This is a genomic window from Achromobacter deleyi (assembly GCF_902859705.1).
GTDB lineage: Bacteria > Pseudomonadota > Gammaproteobacteria > Burkholderiales > Burkholderiaceae_B > Achromobacter > Achromobacter deleyi.
Genome location: NZ_CADIJO010000027.1, coordinates 36,588 through 52,831 on the forward strand (window position 1 = coordinate 36,588; position 16,244 = coordinate 52,831).

The following is a 16,244-nucleotide window of genomic DNA, read 5'->3' on the forward strand; positions in this document are numbered from 1 at the left end:
GGCCCAGCCGCCCCCTTGCATATGAACCAAACGTCCGCCTCTGTCACCCCGCCCGACCGCAACCGCCTGCTGGCGCAACTGGACAACACGCCCGCCTGGGACGTGATCGTCATCGGCGGCGGCGCCACCGGCCTGGGCACGGCCGTCGACGCCGCCAGCCGCGGCTACCGCACCCTGCTGATCGAAGCCGCCGACTTTGCCAAGGGCACGTCCAGCAAGGCCACCAAGCTGGTCCACGGCGGCGTGCGCTACCTGGCGCAAGGCAACATCAGCCTGGTGCGCGAGGCCCTGCACGAACGCGGCCTGCTCAACCAGAACGCGCCGCACCTGGTGTGGCCGCTGGGCTTCGTGGTGCCGGCCTACAACCTGCTGGACCAGCCCTTCTACGGCATCGGCCTGAAGATGTACGACATGCTGGCCGGCAAGCTGAACCTGGCGCCCAGCCGCTGGCTGTCGCGCCGCGACACGCTGGCCAATGCGCCCACGCTGGCCGAAAACGTCAACGGCCGCGGCCTGAAAGGCGGCGTGCTGTACTACGACGGCCAGTTCGACGATGCGCGTCTGGCGCTCAGCCTGATGCGCACCCTGTTCGACCTGGGCGGCACGGCGGTGAACTACGTGCGCGCCACGGGCCTGACCACCACCGGCGGCAAGGTCGACGGCGTGACCGCGCAGGACGCGCTGGGCGAAGCCACCTTCACGCTGCGCGCGCGCTGCGTGATCAACGCCACCGGCGTATGGGTCGACAGCGTGCGCCGCATGGAAGACAAGAACGCGCCGACCATGGTGGCGCCCAGCCAGGGCGTGCACCTGACGCTGCCGCAGGACTTCCTGCCCGGCAAGCGCGCCATCCTGATTCCCAAGACTGACGACGGCCGCGTGCTGTTCGTGGTGCCCTGGAACGGCCACACCATCGTGGGCACCACCGATTCACCGCGCAACGATCTGCCGCTGGACCCGGAAGCCGGCGCGCAGGACGTGGACTTCATCCTGCAGACGGCCGCGCGCTACCTCAGCCGCAAGCCCACGCGCGACGATGTCACCAGCGTCTGGGCGGGCCTGCGGCCGCTGGTCAAGGCCACCGGCGATGCCTCCACCAAGTCGCTGTCGCGCGAGCACACCATCCTGGTGTCGCAGGCCGGGCTGGTGACGGTCACGGGCGGCAAGTGGACGACCTACCGCCGCATGGCGCAGGATGTGGTGGATACGGCGATCCAGCACCAGTTGCTGACGCAGGCCAGCTGCCGCACCGAATCGCTGGCGCTGCATGGCGCGAACGGCCTTGCGCCCTCGCAGGAACACGCCGGCACGCCGGACAGCTACTACGGTAGCGACCTGCCCGCGCTCAAGGCCCTGCCCGGCGCGGACCGCATGCTGGTGAAAAGCAGCGGCCTGTCCGAAGCACACGTGCGTTTCGCGGCGCGTTTCGAATTGGCGCGTAGCGCCGAAGACGTGCTGGCGCGCCGCAACCGCGCGCTGTTCCTGGACGCCGACGCCGCCCTGATGGCCGCGCCGGAAGTCGCGCGCATCCTGGCCGAGGAACTGGGCCACGACGCCGCCTGGCAGCAGCGCACGCTGCAAGAGCTGGCCGGCGTGGCCGCGCACTACAAGCTGAAGTGATCTCGCGCGCGCCGCCCACGCGGCGCGCGCCTCACCCTCTGCGGTCAAGGCACGCGCAGCGGGCTGTGCTGGATCATCGTCTCGAAGACGCGCAGCAGGTCCGGGTCGCACTTGGCCCCGGCTTCCACATTCAGAATGCGCAGGATCTCGGCGTGCGTGCGCGCCGGGTGATAGGGCCGCGCGTCGCCCAGCGCATCGTAGGAGTCGGCCAACGAGATGATGCGCGAATGCAGCGGAATGTCGTGCCCGGCCAGGCCGTCGGGATAGCCTGAGCCATCGAAGTGTTCGTGGTGATGGCGCACGGCCAGCGCGATCTGTTCACGCTGCGGCATGTCGCTATGCATGATGATGTCGGCGCCGACGGCGGCGTGCGACTTCATGATTTCCCAATCTTCTTTTTCCAACCGCTTGGGCGAGAACAGCACGCGGTCGGGGGTGCCGATCTTGCCTACGTCGTGCAGGCGGGCGGCCACGGCAACGGCCTGTTGTTCGTCTTCGGGCAAGCCGCAAGCGTGGGCCAGCGCCACGCTCAGGGCGACGACGCGATGGCAATGACGGCCGGTGGCAAGATCGCGAGCCTGCATCGCGGCGAACAGCGCGGCTTCACAAGAACCGGCGGAACAGGCAGCAGGCGCGGACGCGTCCTGCGGGGGCAAGTCTGGAGGCATTAGGCATGGCGCGCGCGGTTGCAACGGAACCGCGCGCCTGTGTCAGAAAGTATCAATTCTGACACAAGCGCGCGGCCTGCGCGGCGCATCGGGCCGTACAACGATGCAGACATCGGCATGGCGTCGGCAGGCATCCCGCCAGCCTGCCAACGCGCCCGCGCATCACGCCTTCAGGCGGTCCAGCAGCGCCTGCGCCACGCCCACCGACGAGGCGGGATTCTGCCCGGTGATCAAGAGCCCGTCGGACACGACATACGGCTGCCAGTCCGGCCCTTTGGTGTACAGCCCGCCCAGCGCGGCCAGTTCGTCTTCCACCAGGAAAGGCACCACGTCGGTCAGTTGCACCGCCGCTTCTTCCGCGTTGGAAAAGCCCGTCACCTGGCGGCCTTGGACTAGCGGCTTGCCGTCGGCGGTCTTGGCGTGGCGCAGCACGCCGGGCGCATGGCACACCGCGGCCACGGGCTTGCCGGCGGCCAGCATGGTCTCGATCAGCGAGACCGACTTGGGGTCTTCGGCCAGGTCCCACAGCGGCCCATGGCCGCCGGGATAGAACACCGCGTCGTAGTCGGCCGCCTGCACCTCGGCCAGGCGGCGCGTGGCGGCCAGGCGCTGCTGCGCGGCGGGGTCCTGGCGAAAGCGGCGGGTGTCGTCGGTCTGGGCGTCGGGGTCGTCGCTCTTGGGGTCCAGCGGTGGCTGGCCGCCCTGCGGCGAGGCCAGCGTCAGCGTCGCGCCCGCATCCAGGAAGGCGTAGTACGGCGCGGCAAACTCTTCCAGCCAGAAGCCGGTCTTGCGGCCCGTGTTGCCCAGCGTGTCGTGGGAAGTCAGCACGATCAGGATATTCATGTTGCGCTCCTATGCATCGGGGCCGACGCGCACGATGCGCTTGCCCGCGTTTTCGCCCTTGAGCAGGCCCATCAGGCCGCGCGGCGCATTTTCCAGGCCGTCGACCACGTCTTCCCGGTACTGGATGCGGCCTTCTTTCAGCAGGCCCTGCATGGCCTCGCGGAATTCGCCGTAGCGGTGCGCGTATTCATTGAAGATGATGAAGCCCTGCATCTTGATGCGCTTGGTGAGGATGGTGCGCATCAGCAGCGGCAGGCGGTCCGGGCCGTCGGGCAGGCTCGTCGCGTTGTAGGCCGAGATCAAGCCGCACACCGGCACACGGGCGCGCGGATTGAGCAGCGGCAGCACGGCGTCGAACACGGCGCCGCCGACGTTTTCGAAATACACGTCGATGCCTTGCGGCACGGCGCGCGCCAGCTGTTCGGCCATGTCGGGGGCCTTGTGGTCGATGCAGGCGTCAAAGCCCAGCGTGTCGACGACATAGCGGCACTTGTCGGCGCCGCCGGCAATGCCCACGGCGCGGCAGCCGTGGATCTTGGCCAGTTGGCCCACCACCGCGCCGACCGCGCCGCTGGCCGCCGCCACCACCACGGTTTCGCCGGCCTTGGGCTGGCCGATATCCAAGAGGCCCATGTAGCCAGTAAAGCCCGGCATGCCCAGCACGCCCAGCGAATAGGATGGCCGGTCGGGCGACTGGCCCAGCTTGAGCAGGCCGGCGCCGTCGGACACGGCATAGTCCTGCCAGCCTGATTGGCCCAGCACCCACTCGCCTACCGGATAGTCGGGGTGGTTGGACGCCACCACCCGCGATACCGTGCCGCCCACCATGGGCTGGCCGACTTTCACGGGTTCGGCGTAGGACGGCGCATCGCTCATGCGGCCGCGCATATAGGGGTCGAGCGACAGGTAGACCGTGCGCAGCAGCAGCTGGCCGGGACCGGGTTGAGGCACCGCGTCGGTTTCCAGGCGGAAATCGCTGTCGGCAGGCTCGCCCTGCGGGCGGGCGGCCAGGACGACGCGGCGGTTGAGGGAGGACGATTGCGGCATGGCGTGCAGGCTCCTTCTGTTCCGGATCATGGCCTGCCCTGGGAAACGCGGCAAAACGAACCGCGCTGGCAAGCCTTCAGGGCATTACACCATCGTTGCCGGCCGGCCTGTCCGCCAACCCTGCCGCACTCCCCCCTTTTAATTAATTAAATATTTAATTAGAATCTGCCGCATGCCGACTTCGCCTGCCCCCGCCCGCCGTCCGGGCCGCCCGCCCCGCCCCGACAACGCCGCCGTCCGCGACCAGCTGCTGGACACTGCCACCGACCTGTTCGCTGCCCAGGGGGTGGCCGCTACCCGCATCGCCCACATCGCCGAGCGCGCCGGGGTCACCTCGGCCATGCTGCATTACTACTTCAAGAGCCGCGACCAATTGCTCGATGCCGTGGTGCTGGAACGCGTGGTGCCGGTCATCAGCTTCGTCTGGAGCCCGGTGCCGCAAACCGCCCGCCGCGTGGTCGGCCCGGCCGATACCGCGCGCGCCGTCATCACCGAAATCGTCTCGCGCCTGGTGCGCTGCGCCGCCGACCGGCCGTGGCTGCCGGCGTTGTGGATGCACGAGGTGGTCAACGAAGGCGGCCAGCTGCGCGAACGCGTGCTGCGCCACCTGCCGTCGCAGCGCCTGCAGGTGTTTGCCGGCATGATCGCCGACAGCCAGCGCGCTGGCGCCATCACGCCGGGGGTCGAGCCGCGGCTTGTGTTCCTGTCGATCCTGGGGCTGACCTTGCTGCCGCTGGCCACATCCAGCCTGTGGCGCCGCATCTGGCAGGACGACCCGACCGCCCAGGCGATCGGCCACGAGGCCATCGCGGCCCACGCGGTGGCCATGCTGACGGGCGGGCTGTTCACGCCCATCACGCCGCTCACCGCCAACATGGCCCACGCCGACACCACAGCCGACGCCAGGCATTTCGCCCCCGCCGATTCCGCCGACCTGGCGCCGCCCGACGCCATGGCCGACACCCTGCTTCCCCCCACGCCCGCCCCAGGACGCTGATCATGCGCACCGACCCTGCCTTGCGCCTCGCGCGCCCCACCGCCGCCGCCCTTTGCCTGTTGCTGCTGGCCGCCTGCGGCAAGGGCAATGACGCGGTCTACCAGGGCTATGTCGAAGGCGAATACCTGTACATCGCCTCGTCCGAGGCCGGCCGGCTGGACAGCCTGGCAGTGCAACGCGGCCAACAGGTGGCCGCCGCCGCGCCGCTGTTCGCGCTGGAAGCCACCCGCGAAACCGCCGCCCGCGACCAGGCTGGCGCGCAGTTGGCCGCCGCCGATGCGCAGCTGGAAGACATCGCCACCGGCAAGCGCCCGGCCGAAGTCGACGTCAACCGCGCCCAGCTGGCCCAGGCCGAAGCCGCCAGCCGGCGATCGGCCGCGCAACTGGCGCGCGACACCGCCCAGTTCCGCATCGGCGGCGTGGCCCGCGCGCAGTTGGACGACAGCCGTGAACAGGCGCAGTCGGACGCGGCGCGCGTGCGCGAACTGCGCGCCCAGCTGGACGTGGCCAACCTGCCCGGCCGCCAGGATCAACGCCGGGCGCAGGCCGCCCAGGTCGAGGCTGCCCGCGCCGCGCTGGCCCAGGCCGACTGGACGCTCGCCCAGAAGCGCCAGGCCGCCCCCACCGCCGCACTGGTGTTCGACACGCTGTACCGCGTGGGGGAATGGGTGCCGGCCGGCAGCCCGGTCGTCAGCCTGTTGCCGCCGGGCAATATCAAGGTGCGTTTCTTCGTGCCCGAGGCCGTGGCCGGCGCGCTGAAACCCGGCCAGGCCGCCACCGTGCGCTGCGATGGCTGCGGCGACCCGGTGCCGGTACGCATCGACTACATCTCGCCGCAGGCCGAATACACGCCGCCGGTGATCTACAGCCGCGAAACCCGCGGCAAGCTGGTCTACATGGTCGAGGCGCGCCCCGCGCCCGACGCCGCCACGCGGCTGCATCCCGGCCAGCCGGTCGAGGCGGCACTGCAATGAACGGCCCCACCGCATCGCCCACGGCGCCGGGCGGCTACGTCATCGACGTGCATGGCCTGAACAAGCACTTCGGCGACAAGCACGTGGTCAACGACGTGTCGCTGCAAGTGCGCGAAGGCGAGATCTTCGGCTTCCTGGGCCCCAACGGCAGCGGCAAGACCACCAGCATCCGCCTGATGTGCGGCCTGTTGACGCCGGATTCGGGCAGCGGCACCTGCCTGGGCTACGACATCATCAAGGACAGCGCGCAGATCAAGCGCCAGGTCGGCTACATGACCCAGAAGTTCTCTTACTGGGACGACCTGACCATCCGCGAGAACCTGGATTTCGTGGCCCGCATGTACGGCATGCCCCAGCGCCGCGAAACCGTCGACCGCGCGCTGCAAGACCTGGGGCTGCAAAGCCGCGCCGGGCAACTGACGGGGTCGCTGTCGGGCGGCTGGAAACAGCGGCTGGCGCTGGCCGCCTGCCTGCTGCACCAGCCGCGCCTGTTGCTGCTGGACGAACCCACCGCGGGCGTGGACCCGACCGCGCGGCGCGACTTCTGGGAACAGCTGCACGAGCTGGCCGCGCGCGGCATCTCGGTGCTGGTCAGCACCCACTACATGGACGAAGCCGAACGCTGCCACAAGCTGGCCTACATTTCCTACGGCAAGCTGCTGACCCAGGGCACGGCCGACGAGGTCATTGCCGAGCAGCACCTGACCACCTGGGCCATCCACGGCCACAACCTGGTGCCGCTGGCGCAGCAGTTGCGCGGTGCGCCGGGCGTGGACCAGACGGTGGCCTTCGGGTCGGCGCTGCACATCAGCGGGCGCGACGCGGCGCAGCTCGAACGCACGCTGAACGACGCCGTGGCCGGCCAGGACCTGCGGCTGGAACGCATCGACACCAGCCTGGAAGACGTCTTCATCTACCTGATGAATCGTTCTTCCGACAACTTCGCGAGCCCGGCATGAGACGTCACCTGGAGGGTTTCTCGTGGTCGCGCTGGTGGAGCATGGTGCTCAAGGAATTCCTGCAATTGCGGCGCGACCGCATCACCTTCGGCATGATCGTGGGCATTCCCATCATGCAGCTGGCGCTGTTCGGCTACGCCATCAACACCAACCCCAAGCAGTTGCCCACCGCCGTCATCGTGGCGGACCACAGCCCGTTCACCCGCAGTTTCGTGGCGGCGATGAAGTCGTCGGACTACTTCAACATCGTGGAAGAACTGGCCGACGAAGAAGCCGGCCGCGCAGCGCTGGCGCAAGGCCGCGTGCTGTTCGTGGTGACCATTCCGCCCGACTTCACCCGCAAGCTCTTGCGCGGCGAGCGCCCGGCGCTGCTGATCGAGGCCGACGCCACCGACCCCATGGCGACCGGCCTGGCGATCGGCTCGGCCAACCAGCTGGCGCAGGCCGTGGCGCAAAAGGACCTGACCGGTCCGCTGGCGCACCTGGCGGGCGGCCAGCCGCCGTTCGACGTGCGGGTGCACCAGCTCTACAACGAAGAGCAGATCTCGCAATACAACACCGTGCCCGGCCTGATGGGCGTGATCCTGACCATGACATTGGTGATGATGACCGGCTTGGCCATGACACGCGAGCGGGAACGCGGCACCATGGAAAACCTGCTGGCCATGCCGGTGCGGCCGCTGGAAGTCATGACCGGCAAGATCGTGCCGTACATCGCCATCGGCCTGATCCAGGCCACCATCATCCTGCTGGCCGCGTATTTCGTCTTCCATGTGCCGTTCCTGGGCAGCCTGTTGACGGTGTACCTGGGCGCGCTGATCTTCGTGGCCGCCAACCTGACCGTGGGCATCACGCTGTCGTCGCTGGCGCAGAACCAGTTGCAGGCCATGCAGCTGACGATGTTCTATTTCCTGCCCAACATGCTGCTGTCCGGCTTCATGTTCCCGTTCCTGGGCATGCCCAAATGGGCGCAGTACCTGGGCAACCTGCTGCCGCTGACCCACTTCAACCGGCTGATCCGCGGCATCCTGCTCAAGGGCAACGGCTGGTGGGACCTTTGGCCCACCATCTGGCCCATGCTGCTGTTCACCGTCATCGTCATGACCGCCGCCGTGAAGTTCTACCGCCGCACCCTGGATTGAAGGCCGCCATGTCCTGCCCCCGCCCTCGCCTGCCCCTCGCCCGCCGCGCCGCGGCGCTGGCCGCCTGCGCCCTGCTGCCCGGCTGCGCCGTCGGCCCCGATTTCAGCCGCCCCGCCGCGCCTGCCGTGTCAGCCTACGCCGCGCCGCAAGACGCCGACACTGGCGCGCAGCCGCGCATCACCGCCGCCGACATTCCCGCGCAGTGGTGGCAGCTGTTTCAATCGCCCGCGCTGGACGCGCTGGTGCGCCAGGCGCTGGACGCCAGCCCCACGCTGGACCAGGCCCGCGCCCGCCTGCGCCAGGCCGGCGAAGACCTGAGCGCCGAGACCGGCGGCCGCCTGCTGCCCGCCGTGGATGCCAACCTGTCCGCCACCCGCCAGAAGGTCGACCCGTCGGCCTATGGCGTGCCCGTGACCGAACAGCCGGCCCCGTTCACGCTGTACAACGCGTCCATTGACGTGTCCTACACGCTGGACGTCTTTGGCGGCAACCGCCGCGCGCTGGAAGGCCTGGCCGCCCAGGTGGACTACCAGTCGCACGAATGGCAGGCGGCCCGCATGACGCTGGCCGCCAACGTCGTTACCACCGCCATCCGCCAGGCCGACCTGGCCGAGCGCATCGCCGTCACGCGCGAGCTGCTGGCCGCGCAGCAACGCCAGCAGGACATCATGCGCCAGCGCCTGGCCGCGGGCGGCATCGCCGAGGCCGATCTGCGCAACCAGGAACTGCTGCTGGCCCAGACCCAGGCCACTTTGCCGCCGCTGCAATACCAGCTGGCCCAGGCCACCCACCAGTTGGCCACCTACCTGGGCCAACTGCCCGCGGATTGGCAGGCCCCGCCGCTACGCCTGGCCGACCTGACGCTGCCCGCCGAGATTCCCGCCGGCGTGCCATCGGCGCTGACTCGCCAGCGGCCCGACATCCTGGCCGCCGAGGCCTTGCTGCACCAGGCCTCGGCCGACGTCGGCGTGGCCACGGCCAACCAGTATCCCCGGTTCACCCTGACCGCCAGCTTCGGGTCGCAACGCACGCGGGCCGGCGATATCACCGATGGCGTCAACGTATGGAACCTGGGGCTGGGCGTGGTGCAACCGCTGTTTCGTGGCGGTGAACTGCGCGCCCGCACGCGTTCGGCGCAAGCCGCCTACGACGCCGCCCAGGCCGCCTACCGCCAGACCGTGCTGGACGGGTTCCGCCAGGTCGCCGACGCGCTGCGCGCCGTGCAGACCGATGCGCACGCCTACGACGCCTACGACGCCGCCTGGCGCCGCGCGGCGGATGCCGACCGCATCGCCCAGGGCCGCTACCAGGCCGGCGGCATCAGCCACCTGAGCCTGCTCGACAGCCAGCGCCAGCTGCTGCAGACCCAACTGTCGCGCAGCGCCGCCGACGCTGCGCGCTACGCCGACACCGCCGCCTTGCTGCAAGCGCTGGGTGGTGGCTGGTGGAACGAAACGCCCCCCGCCCAGGCCGCCGCAAAATCTTCGCAATAGCCCGCAAACCCGCGCCAAATCAGGCCTTGCGAGGCCATGTCCGAGAATTCGGGTCAGAAAGTGGTGTTGAGCGACGTTTAGGAATCCGTTGTATCCGATGCATCATGCATGCGCTGAAGCTGCACAGATCTCGACAACGATTCATGAATGACCTACTAGACCTCATCGTCTTCTCGCCTGATTCCCGCCAACGTACCCGCCGTAGCGACGCCCTGGCCGGCATGGGCTTCTCGCCCCGCTGCTGCGAAGATTCCAACGGCCTGTTCCGCCTGTTCCAGGCCCGCCGCACCCCGCTGCTGGTCATGGAAGCCGAACTCACCGACCTTTGCATGGCCGTCGCAGGTCTGCGCGCCATGGATACCACCGCCGGCATCGTCGCCGTCTCCACCTTCGATTCCCCCGAAAACCGCATCCTGGGCCTGCACTGCGGCGCCGACGCCTGCTTCCAACCCGACGTCGCCACCGCCGAAATCGCCGCCGCCCTGCAAGCCCTGGTCCGCCGCGTCCCCATCACCGGCCGCCGCCCCCACGACTCCGACCCCCGCCCCACCCACTCTGCCCCCGCCGACGGCAACGGCAAATGGCAATTCCAGGACGCCGCCTGGACCCTGGTCAGCCCCCGCGGCGCCCGCCTGGCCCTGACCCAAGCCGAACGTGACTTCCTCCTCAAACTCACCACCAGCCCCGACAAACGCCTGCCCCGCGGCGACCTCCCCCCCGGCGACCCCCAAGCCGGCCGCGAATCCGTACGCCGCACCGACGTCGTCGTAAGCCGCCTGAGAAGAAAAGCCCAGGAAACCAACATGGAACTCCCGATAAGAACCGTCTGGGGCTGGGGCTACGCCTTCACAGGCGACATCTAACCCACCCCCCCTCCAAGCGCAACAACGCCCCAACCCTCGCCACCCGCAGCCCTGGGGGCTGGGCCTTGTTGTGGCGAGCAACCTCGATGCGCCCGAGGGAATCTGAAGGGAGCCGAAGGCGGACGAAGATGACGAGGGGGAAGTCCGGAGCGAAGGCTCCGGACCGCAATCGTGGGCGCTCGCCACAACAAGGCCCAGCCCCCAGGGCGACCTACGAAGCCCACCCCAACCGCCCAAGCCCCCACCCGGCGTATCATCCCCATAGCTCCCCAAACACCCCCAAACAGACATCAACCATGGACGTCTACACCCGCCTACAAGCACTGCTGACCCAACACCAAGCTACCTTCCGCCTGATCTCCCACCCCGCTGCCGGCCGCTCGGTAGAAGTCGCCGCCGTCCGCGGCACTGCCGTCAGCCAAGGCGCCAAGGCACTGGTCTGCCGTGTCAAGATCTCGTCCAACCAACGCAAGAACGTCCTCGCCGTCTTCCCCGCCGACCAGCAGGCCGACCTGGAAGCCATCGCCCGCGCCGCCGGCGGCAAGAAAGCCTCGCTGGCCTCCCAGGACCTTGCCCGCGAACTCACCGGCTGCGAAATCGGCGCCATCCCGCCCTTCAGCTTCAACCCCGACCTGCACCTCATGGTCGACCCCACCCTGCGCCAACGCCACGATGAAATCGTCTTCAACGCCGGGCGGCTAGATGCGTCGATCCTGATGCGCACCGAAGACTACTTCCGGCTCGCCTCGCCGCAAGAAGCCCCGCTCATCAAAGGCTAGACCCCCCACGAACCCGCGCCCCGAGGCCGCCTTGTCCCGCCCGACCCACCCACCGCGCGCACGCGCTTCCAACATGCGCTGGCTCATGAGCCTGGCGCACATGGAGCCGTCGCCCGTCAGCCGCTGGGTCGCCCTGCGCGCCGCCCTGGCCATCGGCCTGCCCACCGCCGTCGGCCTGGTCCTGGACCAAAGCGCGGCCGCCGCCCTGGTCGCGCTGGGCGCCTTGCCCGCCATCACCGGCGACAACGGCGGCCCCTACCGCAACCGCGCCCTGTCCATCGGGTCCACCGTCTTCGGCGGCGCGCTGGGCTACTTCCTGGGCAACCTCCTGTCCGGCCACGGCCTCTGGAGCGCCGCCGGCATGACCGTGCTGGTGCTCATTGCCAGCCTCGTCGGCACCTTCAACAACATCGCCGCCGTCGCCACGCTGCAATTCGCCACCTACGTCATCGTCGGCACCAGCCTCACCTCGACCTTGCCGCCCTGGCTGCCGTCGGTGCTGGTGGGGGCCGGCGGCCTGTTCGGCCTGGCACTCACGCTGCTGGGCTGGGTCGTCAACCCCATCGCGCCGGAACGCGCCGCCGTCGCCACCGCCTATCGCAAGCTGGCGGCCATGTTCGCGGCCATCGGCACCTCGCGCATCATGGCGGCGCGGCGCGACATGGAAGCCGCGCTGACCACCGCCTACGACACCGTGCTGGCCGCCCGCCGCCGCGCCGCCGGCCCGTCGCCCCGGCTGGCCCGGCTGGCCGCGCAACTGCAAGCCTGTACGCCGCTGTCCGACGCCGCGTTGGCGCTGGCCCGCGCCGGACGGGTGCTGCCGCACGAAGGCGCCCGCGTCATGAACCACCTGGCCGACCGCGTCGAAAACGACGCCCCGCCCGCGCCCGCCGACGACATCGCCACCTTGCGCAGCGCGGGGCTGGATGCCCTGGCCGATGCGCTGGCGCGCGTGCAGCCGCTGCTGGACGGCAGCGGCCCCGCCCAGCCCGACGCCTTTCCCGCCCTGCCGCCCGCGCGGCCGCGCACCCCGTGGCGCGTGCTGGCGCGCACCTACCGGCCCGGTCCGACCACGGTGCGCTACCTGGTGCGATTGGGGCTATGCCTGATCGCCGCCGAAGTCGTCGCCCACGCCTTCGCGCTGCCGCGTTCCTACTGGGTGCCGCTGATCGTCGTGGTGGTGTTCAAGCCCAACTTCGGTTCAGTCTTTGCCCGCGCGCTGCAAAGCTGCGCCGGCAGCGTGGTGGGCGTGGCCATCAGCGCCACCGTGCTGGCGCTGGACCGCAGCGGCATCGCCAGCCTGGTCACCGTGGTGGCGCTGGCGGCGCTTTTGCCCTGGTCGATCCGCCGCAACTACGGCCTGTTCTCGGCCATCCTGCTGCCCATCCTGATGCTGCTGATCGGCGCCCTGCAGCCGGGCAGCTGGCCCATCGCGCTGGCGCGGCTAGTGGATGTGGCCGTGGCCGCCGGCATCGTGCTGGCGGTGGGCTACCTGCCCTGGATGCGCCTTGAACGCCACAACCTGGACCAGGCCGTGGCCACCGCCATCGATACGCTGGCCGCCTATCTCAACACCGTATTCCAGGCCGATGGCGCCACCCGCCACGACCTGCGCGCACAAGCCTACGCTCGGCTGTCGGACCTGCGCATCGCGCTGCAACGCGGCCTGTCCGAACCTCGCCTGGTCAGCCGCCGGGCATTGGCGTGGTGGCCGGTGGAAGTGGCGCTGGAACGCGTGGCCAACGCCATATCGGACACCGCCTGGTCGCTGCCCGCCGACCAGACGCCGCCCACGCCCGCCGAACTGGCGCAACTGGCCGGCGCCTTGCATGCCATGGCCGAGGCCGTGGCGCAGGGCGGCCCCGTGGCCGCTGACGTCATCGACGCGCCCGTGCCTGCGCTGCACGAAGCGGCCGCCGCCATCGAGTCCTTGCGCGCCACGCTGGCCGGCCCGGAATTCGCGGCCACGCCAGGCAAGCCCGCCCCTTCCTCATCGAACGTCCACCAGGTCTGAACCATGTGTCTCGCCGTCCTGGCCCTGCACGCCGTGCCGGGCATCCCCGTCCTGATCGCCGCCAACCGCGACGAATTCCACGCCCGGCCCACGCTGCCCGCGGCGCAATGGCCGGACGCGCCCAACGTCTATGGCGGCCGCGACGGCCTGGCCGGCGGCACCTGGATGGGCGCGACCACGGGCGGCCGCTATGCCCTGGTCACCAACTTTCGCGAGCCCGGCCGGCAGATCGCCGACGCGCCCTCGCGCGGCGCGCTGGTCGAAGACTTCCTGCGCGGCACGGCCACGCCCGCCGGGTACCTTGCCGCGGTCCACGCCGCCGGCCAGGCCTACAACGGCTTCAACCTGATCGTGGGCGACGCCCGCGGCGCCTGGTACGCCAGCAACCGCGACGGCGCGCCGCGCGCATTGGCGCCCGGCGTCTACGCGCTGTCCAACCACCTGCTGGACACGCCCTGGCCCAAGCTGGCGCGCACCCGGGCGGCCTTTGAACGGGTGCTGCAGCACGATCCCCAGCCCGACCTGCCGGCGCTGTTCGCCGCCCTGGCCGACCGCCAGCCCGCCGACGATGCCGACCTGCCCGCCACCGGCCTGCCGCTGGATCGTGAAAGACTATTGAGCAGCCCGTTCATCATCAGCCCAAACTATGGCACCCGCAGTTCCACCGTGCTGGCGCTGCACGACGGCGGCGCGGCCGAGCTGACCGAAAGGCGCTTCGCCCCCGACGGCTCGGCCAACGGCGAAAGCGCCCTGGCCTTTGCCTGGCGCGACGGCGCGGCAAGCGATATCCTGAAATGAGCCTCGGAAACCATCCACGGGCATCCGTTTGCATCCGCGGCGAACTCGCGGCGCGCAAGACGGTCGAATTTCTGTCGCGTGATCAATCCGCGTGATCAATCCGTAAGGAGACCCTTATGAACAAGCGCATCGAACGCTGCACCGTGGCCGCCGTGATGGCCCTGGGCAGCCTGGCCGTCGCCGGCATCCTGACTACCGCCCAGGCGGCCCTGCCCGCCGTCAAGCACCAGGGCAGCGTGCAGTACGTCAGCGGCGGCATCGGCCTGGACGAATCCGAAGCCCTCAAGGCCGCCGCCAAGGACTACCCGCTGGCCCTGACCTTCGCCGCCCAGCGCGACGGCAAGGCCGACTACGTGGCCAACGTCGCCGTCAGCATCCAGGACGCCCATGGCAAGCAGGTGCTGAAAGCCGAATCCGAAGGCCCGTACATGCTGGTGAAACTGCCGGCCGGCAGCTACAAGGTGTCCGCCACCTTCAACGGCAAGGCGCAAGATCGCGAAGTGACCGTGCAGAACAGCGGCACGGCGCGCGCCGTGTTCGAATGGAAGTGACGCAGCGCCTCGTGGCCTTCAGGGAAACGACGCCGAGGGGCTGCGGCCCTTGAAGGCATGCGCCGCCGCTTCGATTTCGTTGGTCCAGATCCCGCCGGTATAGCCGGCGGGCACGCGGCGCATGTCGTCCGGCGTATCGATGCCGGTTGAAAAGCCTTCGCCGTGATAGGGTCCGATCAGGAACGGGACGCTGCCCACATCGCGCAGGCGCGCCTGGAATCGCCCCGGCCAGCCCCACAGCCACGGCGCGACATTGATCGGCACCATCACCAGCATGCCGCGGCAGGCCTGCGGCGCATGCCCCGACCAGCCCAGCGCCACGTAGCGCAGCAGGCAGGATTTCAGGCCGGACCGGGTCAAGGTCGGCACCTCCGGCGCCAACTGGCGCAGGCGCGCCATCGGCTCGTCGCCGCCATAGGCCATGAAGTCGCGCCGCCGCTCGGGCGTCATGGCATTGAACACGCGGGCCAGGGCCTCGCCCTCGGCCGGATCACGGCTCTTGATGTTGACCAGGAAACGCTGGCGCGGAAAAGCAGCCAGCACCTCGTCCAGCGTCGGCATCAGCCCCACCCCAAGGCCGCGGAACGGAAACGTCTTGCCGCCGTCCGCCGTATAGCCATAGCCGATATCCAGCGCCTTGAGCTGGGCCATGGAATGGTCACGCGTCACGCCCTGGCCGTCGGTGCGGCAGTCCAGCGTCCAGTCATGGAACACGGCGAACTGGCCATCGGTGGTCGGATGCACGTCGATTTCGACGATGTCGGCGCCGGCCTGGATACTGGCGCGCATCGACGCGATCGTGTTTTCCAGGTAGCCGTGGACGGGCGGCACGATCCGCGTGGCCGTGCAGGTATCGGGCTGCATGCCGGCGGTATCGTAGCGCTGCGCGATGCCGCGGTGCGCCAGCAGCGTCGGCAGCGCGCCCGGCTCGGACGTCGTCCAGTCGGCATTGCCCACATACAGCAGCGCCACCGCCACGACGGCCACGCCCGCCGCGATACGCCGTTTGCGCACGCGGCTACACGCCCGAGAACAGAATGGCGATCGTAAAGCCCATGCTGATCGCCCACACCAGCGAACGCAGCGCGCCCCAGCCGGCCAGGTACATCGCCAGATAGCCCAACCGCACGCCCAGCCAGCACGCCATCAGCGTGGCCACGTGCGCGGGCGGCGCCTGGGTGTACAGCGCGAACAGCACCGCGCCGAAAAAGAACGGCAGCGCTTCGAAGGTGTTGATCTGCGCCGCATTGGCGCGGGCGCGCCAGCCTTCCTGGCGGGCCAGCCAGGCGCGCGGATCGTTGTTGTCGAACTTCTTGCCGCCGGCCTTGGCCACGATCGTCGACACGAACGGCAGGATTGCTGCCGCCAACATCAACCAGGCGATCATTTTCATTGTTGCTCCTTGTGCGGGCAGGCCCGCCGATTCGCGGCCGGCCCTTGCCGCCGCTGCGGCATGGTCGCCTGAAAGCGCGGAAATGAAAAGCCCGAGGCGCTTA

The 16,244-nt window shown here is 69.6% G+C and carries 16 protein-coding genes; 11 read left to right on the top strand and 5 right to left on the bottom strand.

Annotated features, from left to right (window positions below; genetic code table 11):
* Positions 1 to 21 precede the first annotated feature (21 nt).
* Complete coding sequence (locus tag HV798_RS26670; RefSeq protein ID WP_175195212.1) at positions 22 to 1,620, top strand: glycerol-3-phosphate dehydrogenase/oxidase; 1,599 nt, start codon at positions 22 to 24, stop codon at positions 1,618 to 1,620.
* Between the two features lie 44 nt (positions 1,621 to 1,664).
* Here the strand turns inward: HV798_RS26670 and HV798_RS26675 are convergent, their stop codons facing one another.
* The 3 genes from HV798_RS26675 to HV798_RS26685 all read right to left on the bottom strand — a co-directional run bounded on the left by HV798_RS26675 (position 1,665) and on the right by HV798_RS26685 (position 4,178).
* Positions 1,665 to 2,288 carry an HD-GYP domain-containing protein gene (locus HV798_RS26675; protein WP_175195210.1) on the bottom strand — a complete coding sequence of 208 codons (624 nt, stop codon included), beginning with the start codon at positions 2,286 to 2,288 and terminating at the stop codon, positions 1,665 to 1,667.
* Positions 2,289 to 2,450: 162 nt separating this feature from the next.
* Positions 2,451 to 3,131, bottom strand: a complete 681-nt coding sequence (locus HV798_RS26680) for a type 1 glutamine amidotransferase domain-containing protein (protein WP_025136355.1) — start codon at positions 3,129 to 3,131, stop codon at positions 2,451 to 2,453.
* Positions 3,132 to 3,140: 9 nt separating this feature from the next.
* Positions 3,141 to 4,178, bottom strand: a complete 1,038-nt coding sequence (locus HV798_RS26685) for an NADP-dependent oxidoreductase (RefSeq protein WP_175195208.1) — start codon at positions 4,176 to 4,178, stop codon at positions 3,141 to 3,143.
* 172 nt (positions 4,179 to 4,350) lie between these two features.
* On the opposite strand from HV798_RS26685, the gene HV798_RS26690 reads away from it, so the two are divergent.
* The 10 genes from HV798_RS26690 (at position 4,351) to HV798_RS26735 (ending at position 14,748) form a co-directional block, all read left to right on the top strand.
* Positions 4,351 to 5,175, top strand: coding sequence for a TetR/AcrR family transcriptional regulator (locus HV798_RS26690; protein WP_175195206.1), 825 nt, complete (start codon positions 4,351 to 4,353; stop codon positions 5,173 to 5,175).
* A 2-nt stretch (positions 5,176 to 5,177) separates the two neighbouring features.
* Positions 5,178 to 6,149: an HlyD family secretion protein gene (locus tag HV798_RS26695; RefSeq protein WP_025136352.1), complete on the top strand. Its 972-nt coding sequence runs from the start codon at positions 5,178 to 5,180 to the stop codon at positions 6,147 to 6,149.
* Positions 6,146 to 7,108, top strand: coding sequence for an ABC transporter ATP-binding protein (locus HV798_RS26700; RefSeq protein WP_025136351.1), 963 nt, complete (start codon positions 6,146 to 6,148; stop codon positions 7,106 to 7,108). The genes HV798_RS26695 and HV798_RS26700 overlap by 4 nt, the downstream gene beginning before the upstream one ends.
* The gene (locus tag HV798_RS26705; RefSeq protein WP_175195204.1) at positions 7,105 to 8,250 is read left to right on the top strand and encodes an ABC transporter permease; all 1,146 of its coding nucleotides are present in this window, start codon (positions 7,105 to 7,107) and stop codon (positions 8,248 to 8,250) included. The genes HV798_RS26700 and HV798_RS26705 overlap by 4 nt, the downstream gene beginning before the upstream one ends.
* An 8-nt stretch (positions 8,251 to 8,258) precedes the next feature.
* The gene (locus HV798_RS26710) at positions 8,259 to 9,743 is read left to right on the top strand and encodes an efflux transporter outer membrane subunit (RefSeq protein WP_175195202.1); all 1,485 of its coding nucleotides are present in this window, start codon (positions 8,259 to 8,261) and stop codon (positions 9,741 to 9,743) included.
* Positions 9,744 to 9,886: 143 nt separating this feature from the next.
* Positions 9,887 to 10,606, top strand: a complete 720-nt coding sequence (locus HV798_RS31885; RefSeq protein WP_175195200.1) for a response regulator transcription factor — start codon at positions 9,887 to 9,889, stop codon at positions 10,604 to 10,606.
* Positions 10,607 to 10,902: 296 nt separating this feature from the next.
* Positions 10,903 to 11,385, top strand: a complete 483-nt coding sequence (locus tag HV798_RS26720) for a YbaK/prolyl-tRNA synthetase associated domain-containing protein (RefSeq protein WP_175195198.1) — start codon at positions 10,903 to 10,905, stop codon at positions 11,383 to 11,385.
* 73 nt (positions 11,386 to 11,458) lie between these two features.
* Positions 11,459 to 13,399: an FUSC family protein gene (locus HV798_RS26725; protein WP_175195196.1), complete on the top strand. Its 1,941-nt coding sequence runs from the start codon at positions 11,459 to 11,461 to the stop codon at positions 13,397 to 13,399.
* Positions 13,400 to 13,402: 3 nt separating this feature from the next.
* Positions 13,403 to 14,197, top strand: a complete 795-nt coding sequence (locus HV798_RS26730; protein ID WP_175195194.1) for an NRDE family protein — start codon at positions 13,403 to 13,405, stop codon at positions 14,195 to 14,197.
* A gap of 116 nt (positions 14,198 to 14,313) precedes the next feature.
* Positions 14,314 to 14,748, top strand: a complete 435-nt coding sequence (locus HV798_RS26735; RefSeq protein ID WP_025140441.1) for a carboxypeptidase-like regulatory domain-containing protein — start codon at positions 14,314 to 14,316, stop codon at positions 14,746 to 14,748.
* 18 nt (positions 14,749 to 14,766) lie between these two features.
* On the opposite strand, the gene HV798_RS26740 is transcribed toward HV798_RS26735, so the two are convergent.
* Together HV798_RS26740 and HV798_RS26745 are read right to left on the bottom strand one after the other, a co-directional pair.
* Entirely contained in the window at positions 14,767 to 15,762 is a 996-nt protein-coding gene (locus tag HV798_RS26740) for a glycerophosphodiester phosphodiesterase family protein (protein ID WP_175195192.1), read from the bottom strand.
* 4 nt (positions 15,763 to 15,766) lie between these two features.
* Complete coding sequence (locus HV798_RS26745; RefSeq protein ID WP_025140443.1) at positions 15,767 to 16,141, bottom strand: MAPEG family protein; 375 nt, start codon at positions 16,139 to 16,141, stop codon at positions 15,767 to 15,769.
* Between the last annotated feature and the right edge of the window lie 103 nt (positions 16,142 to 16,244).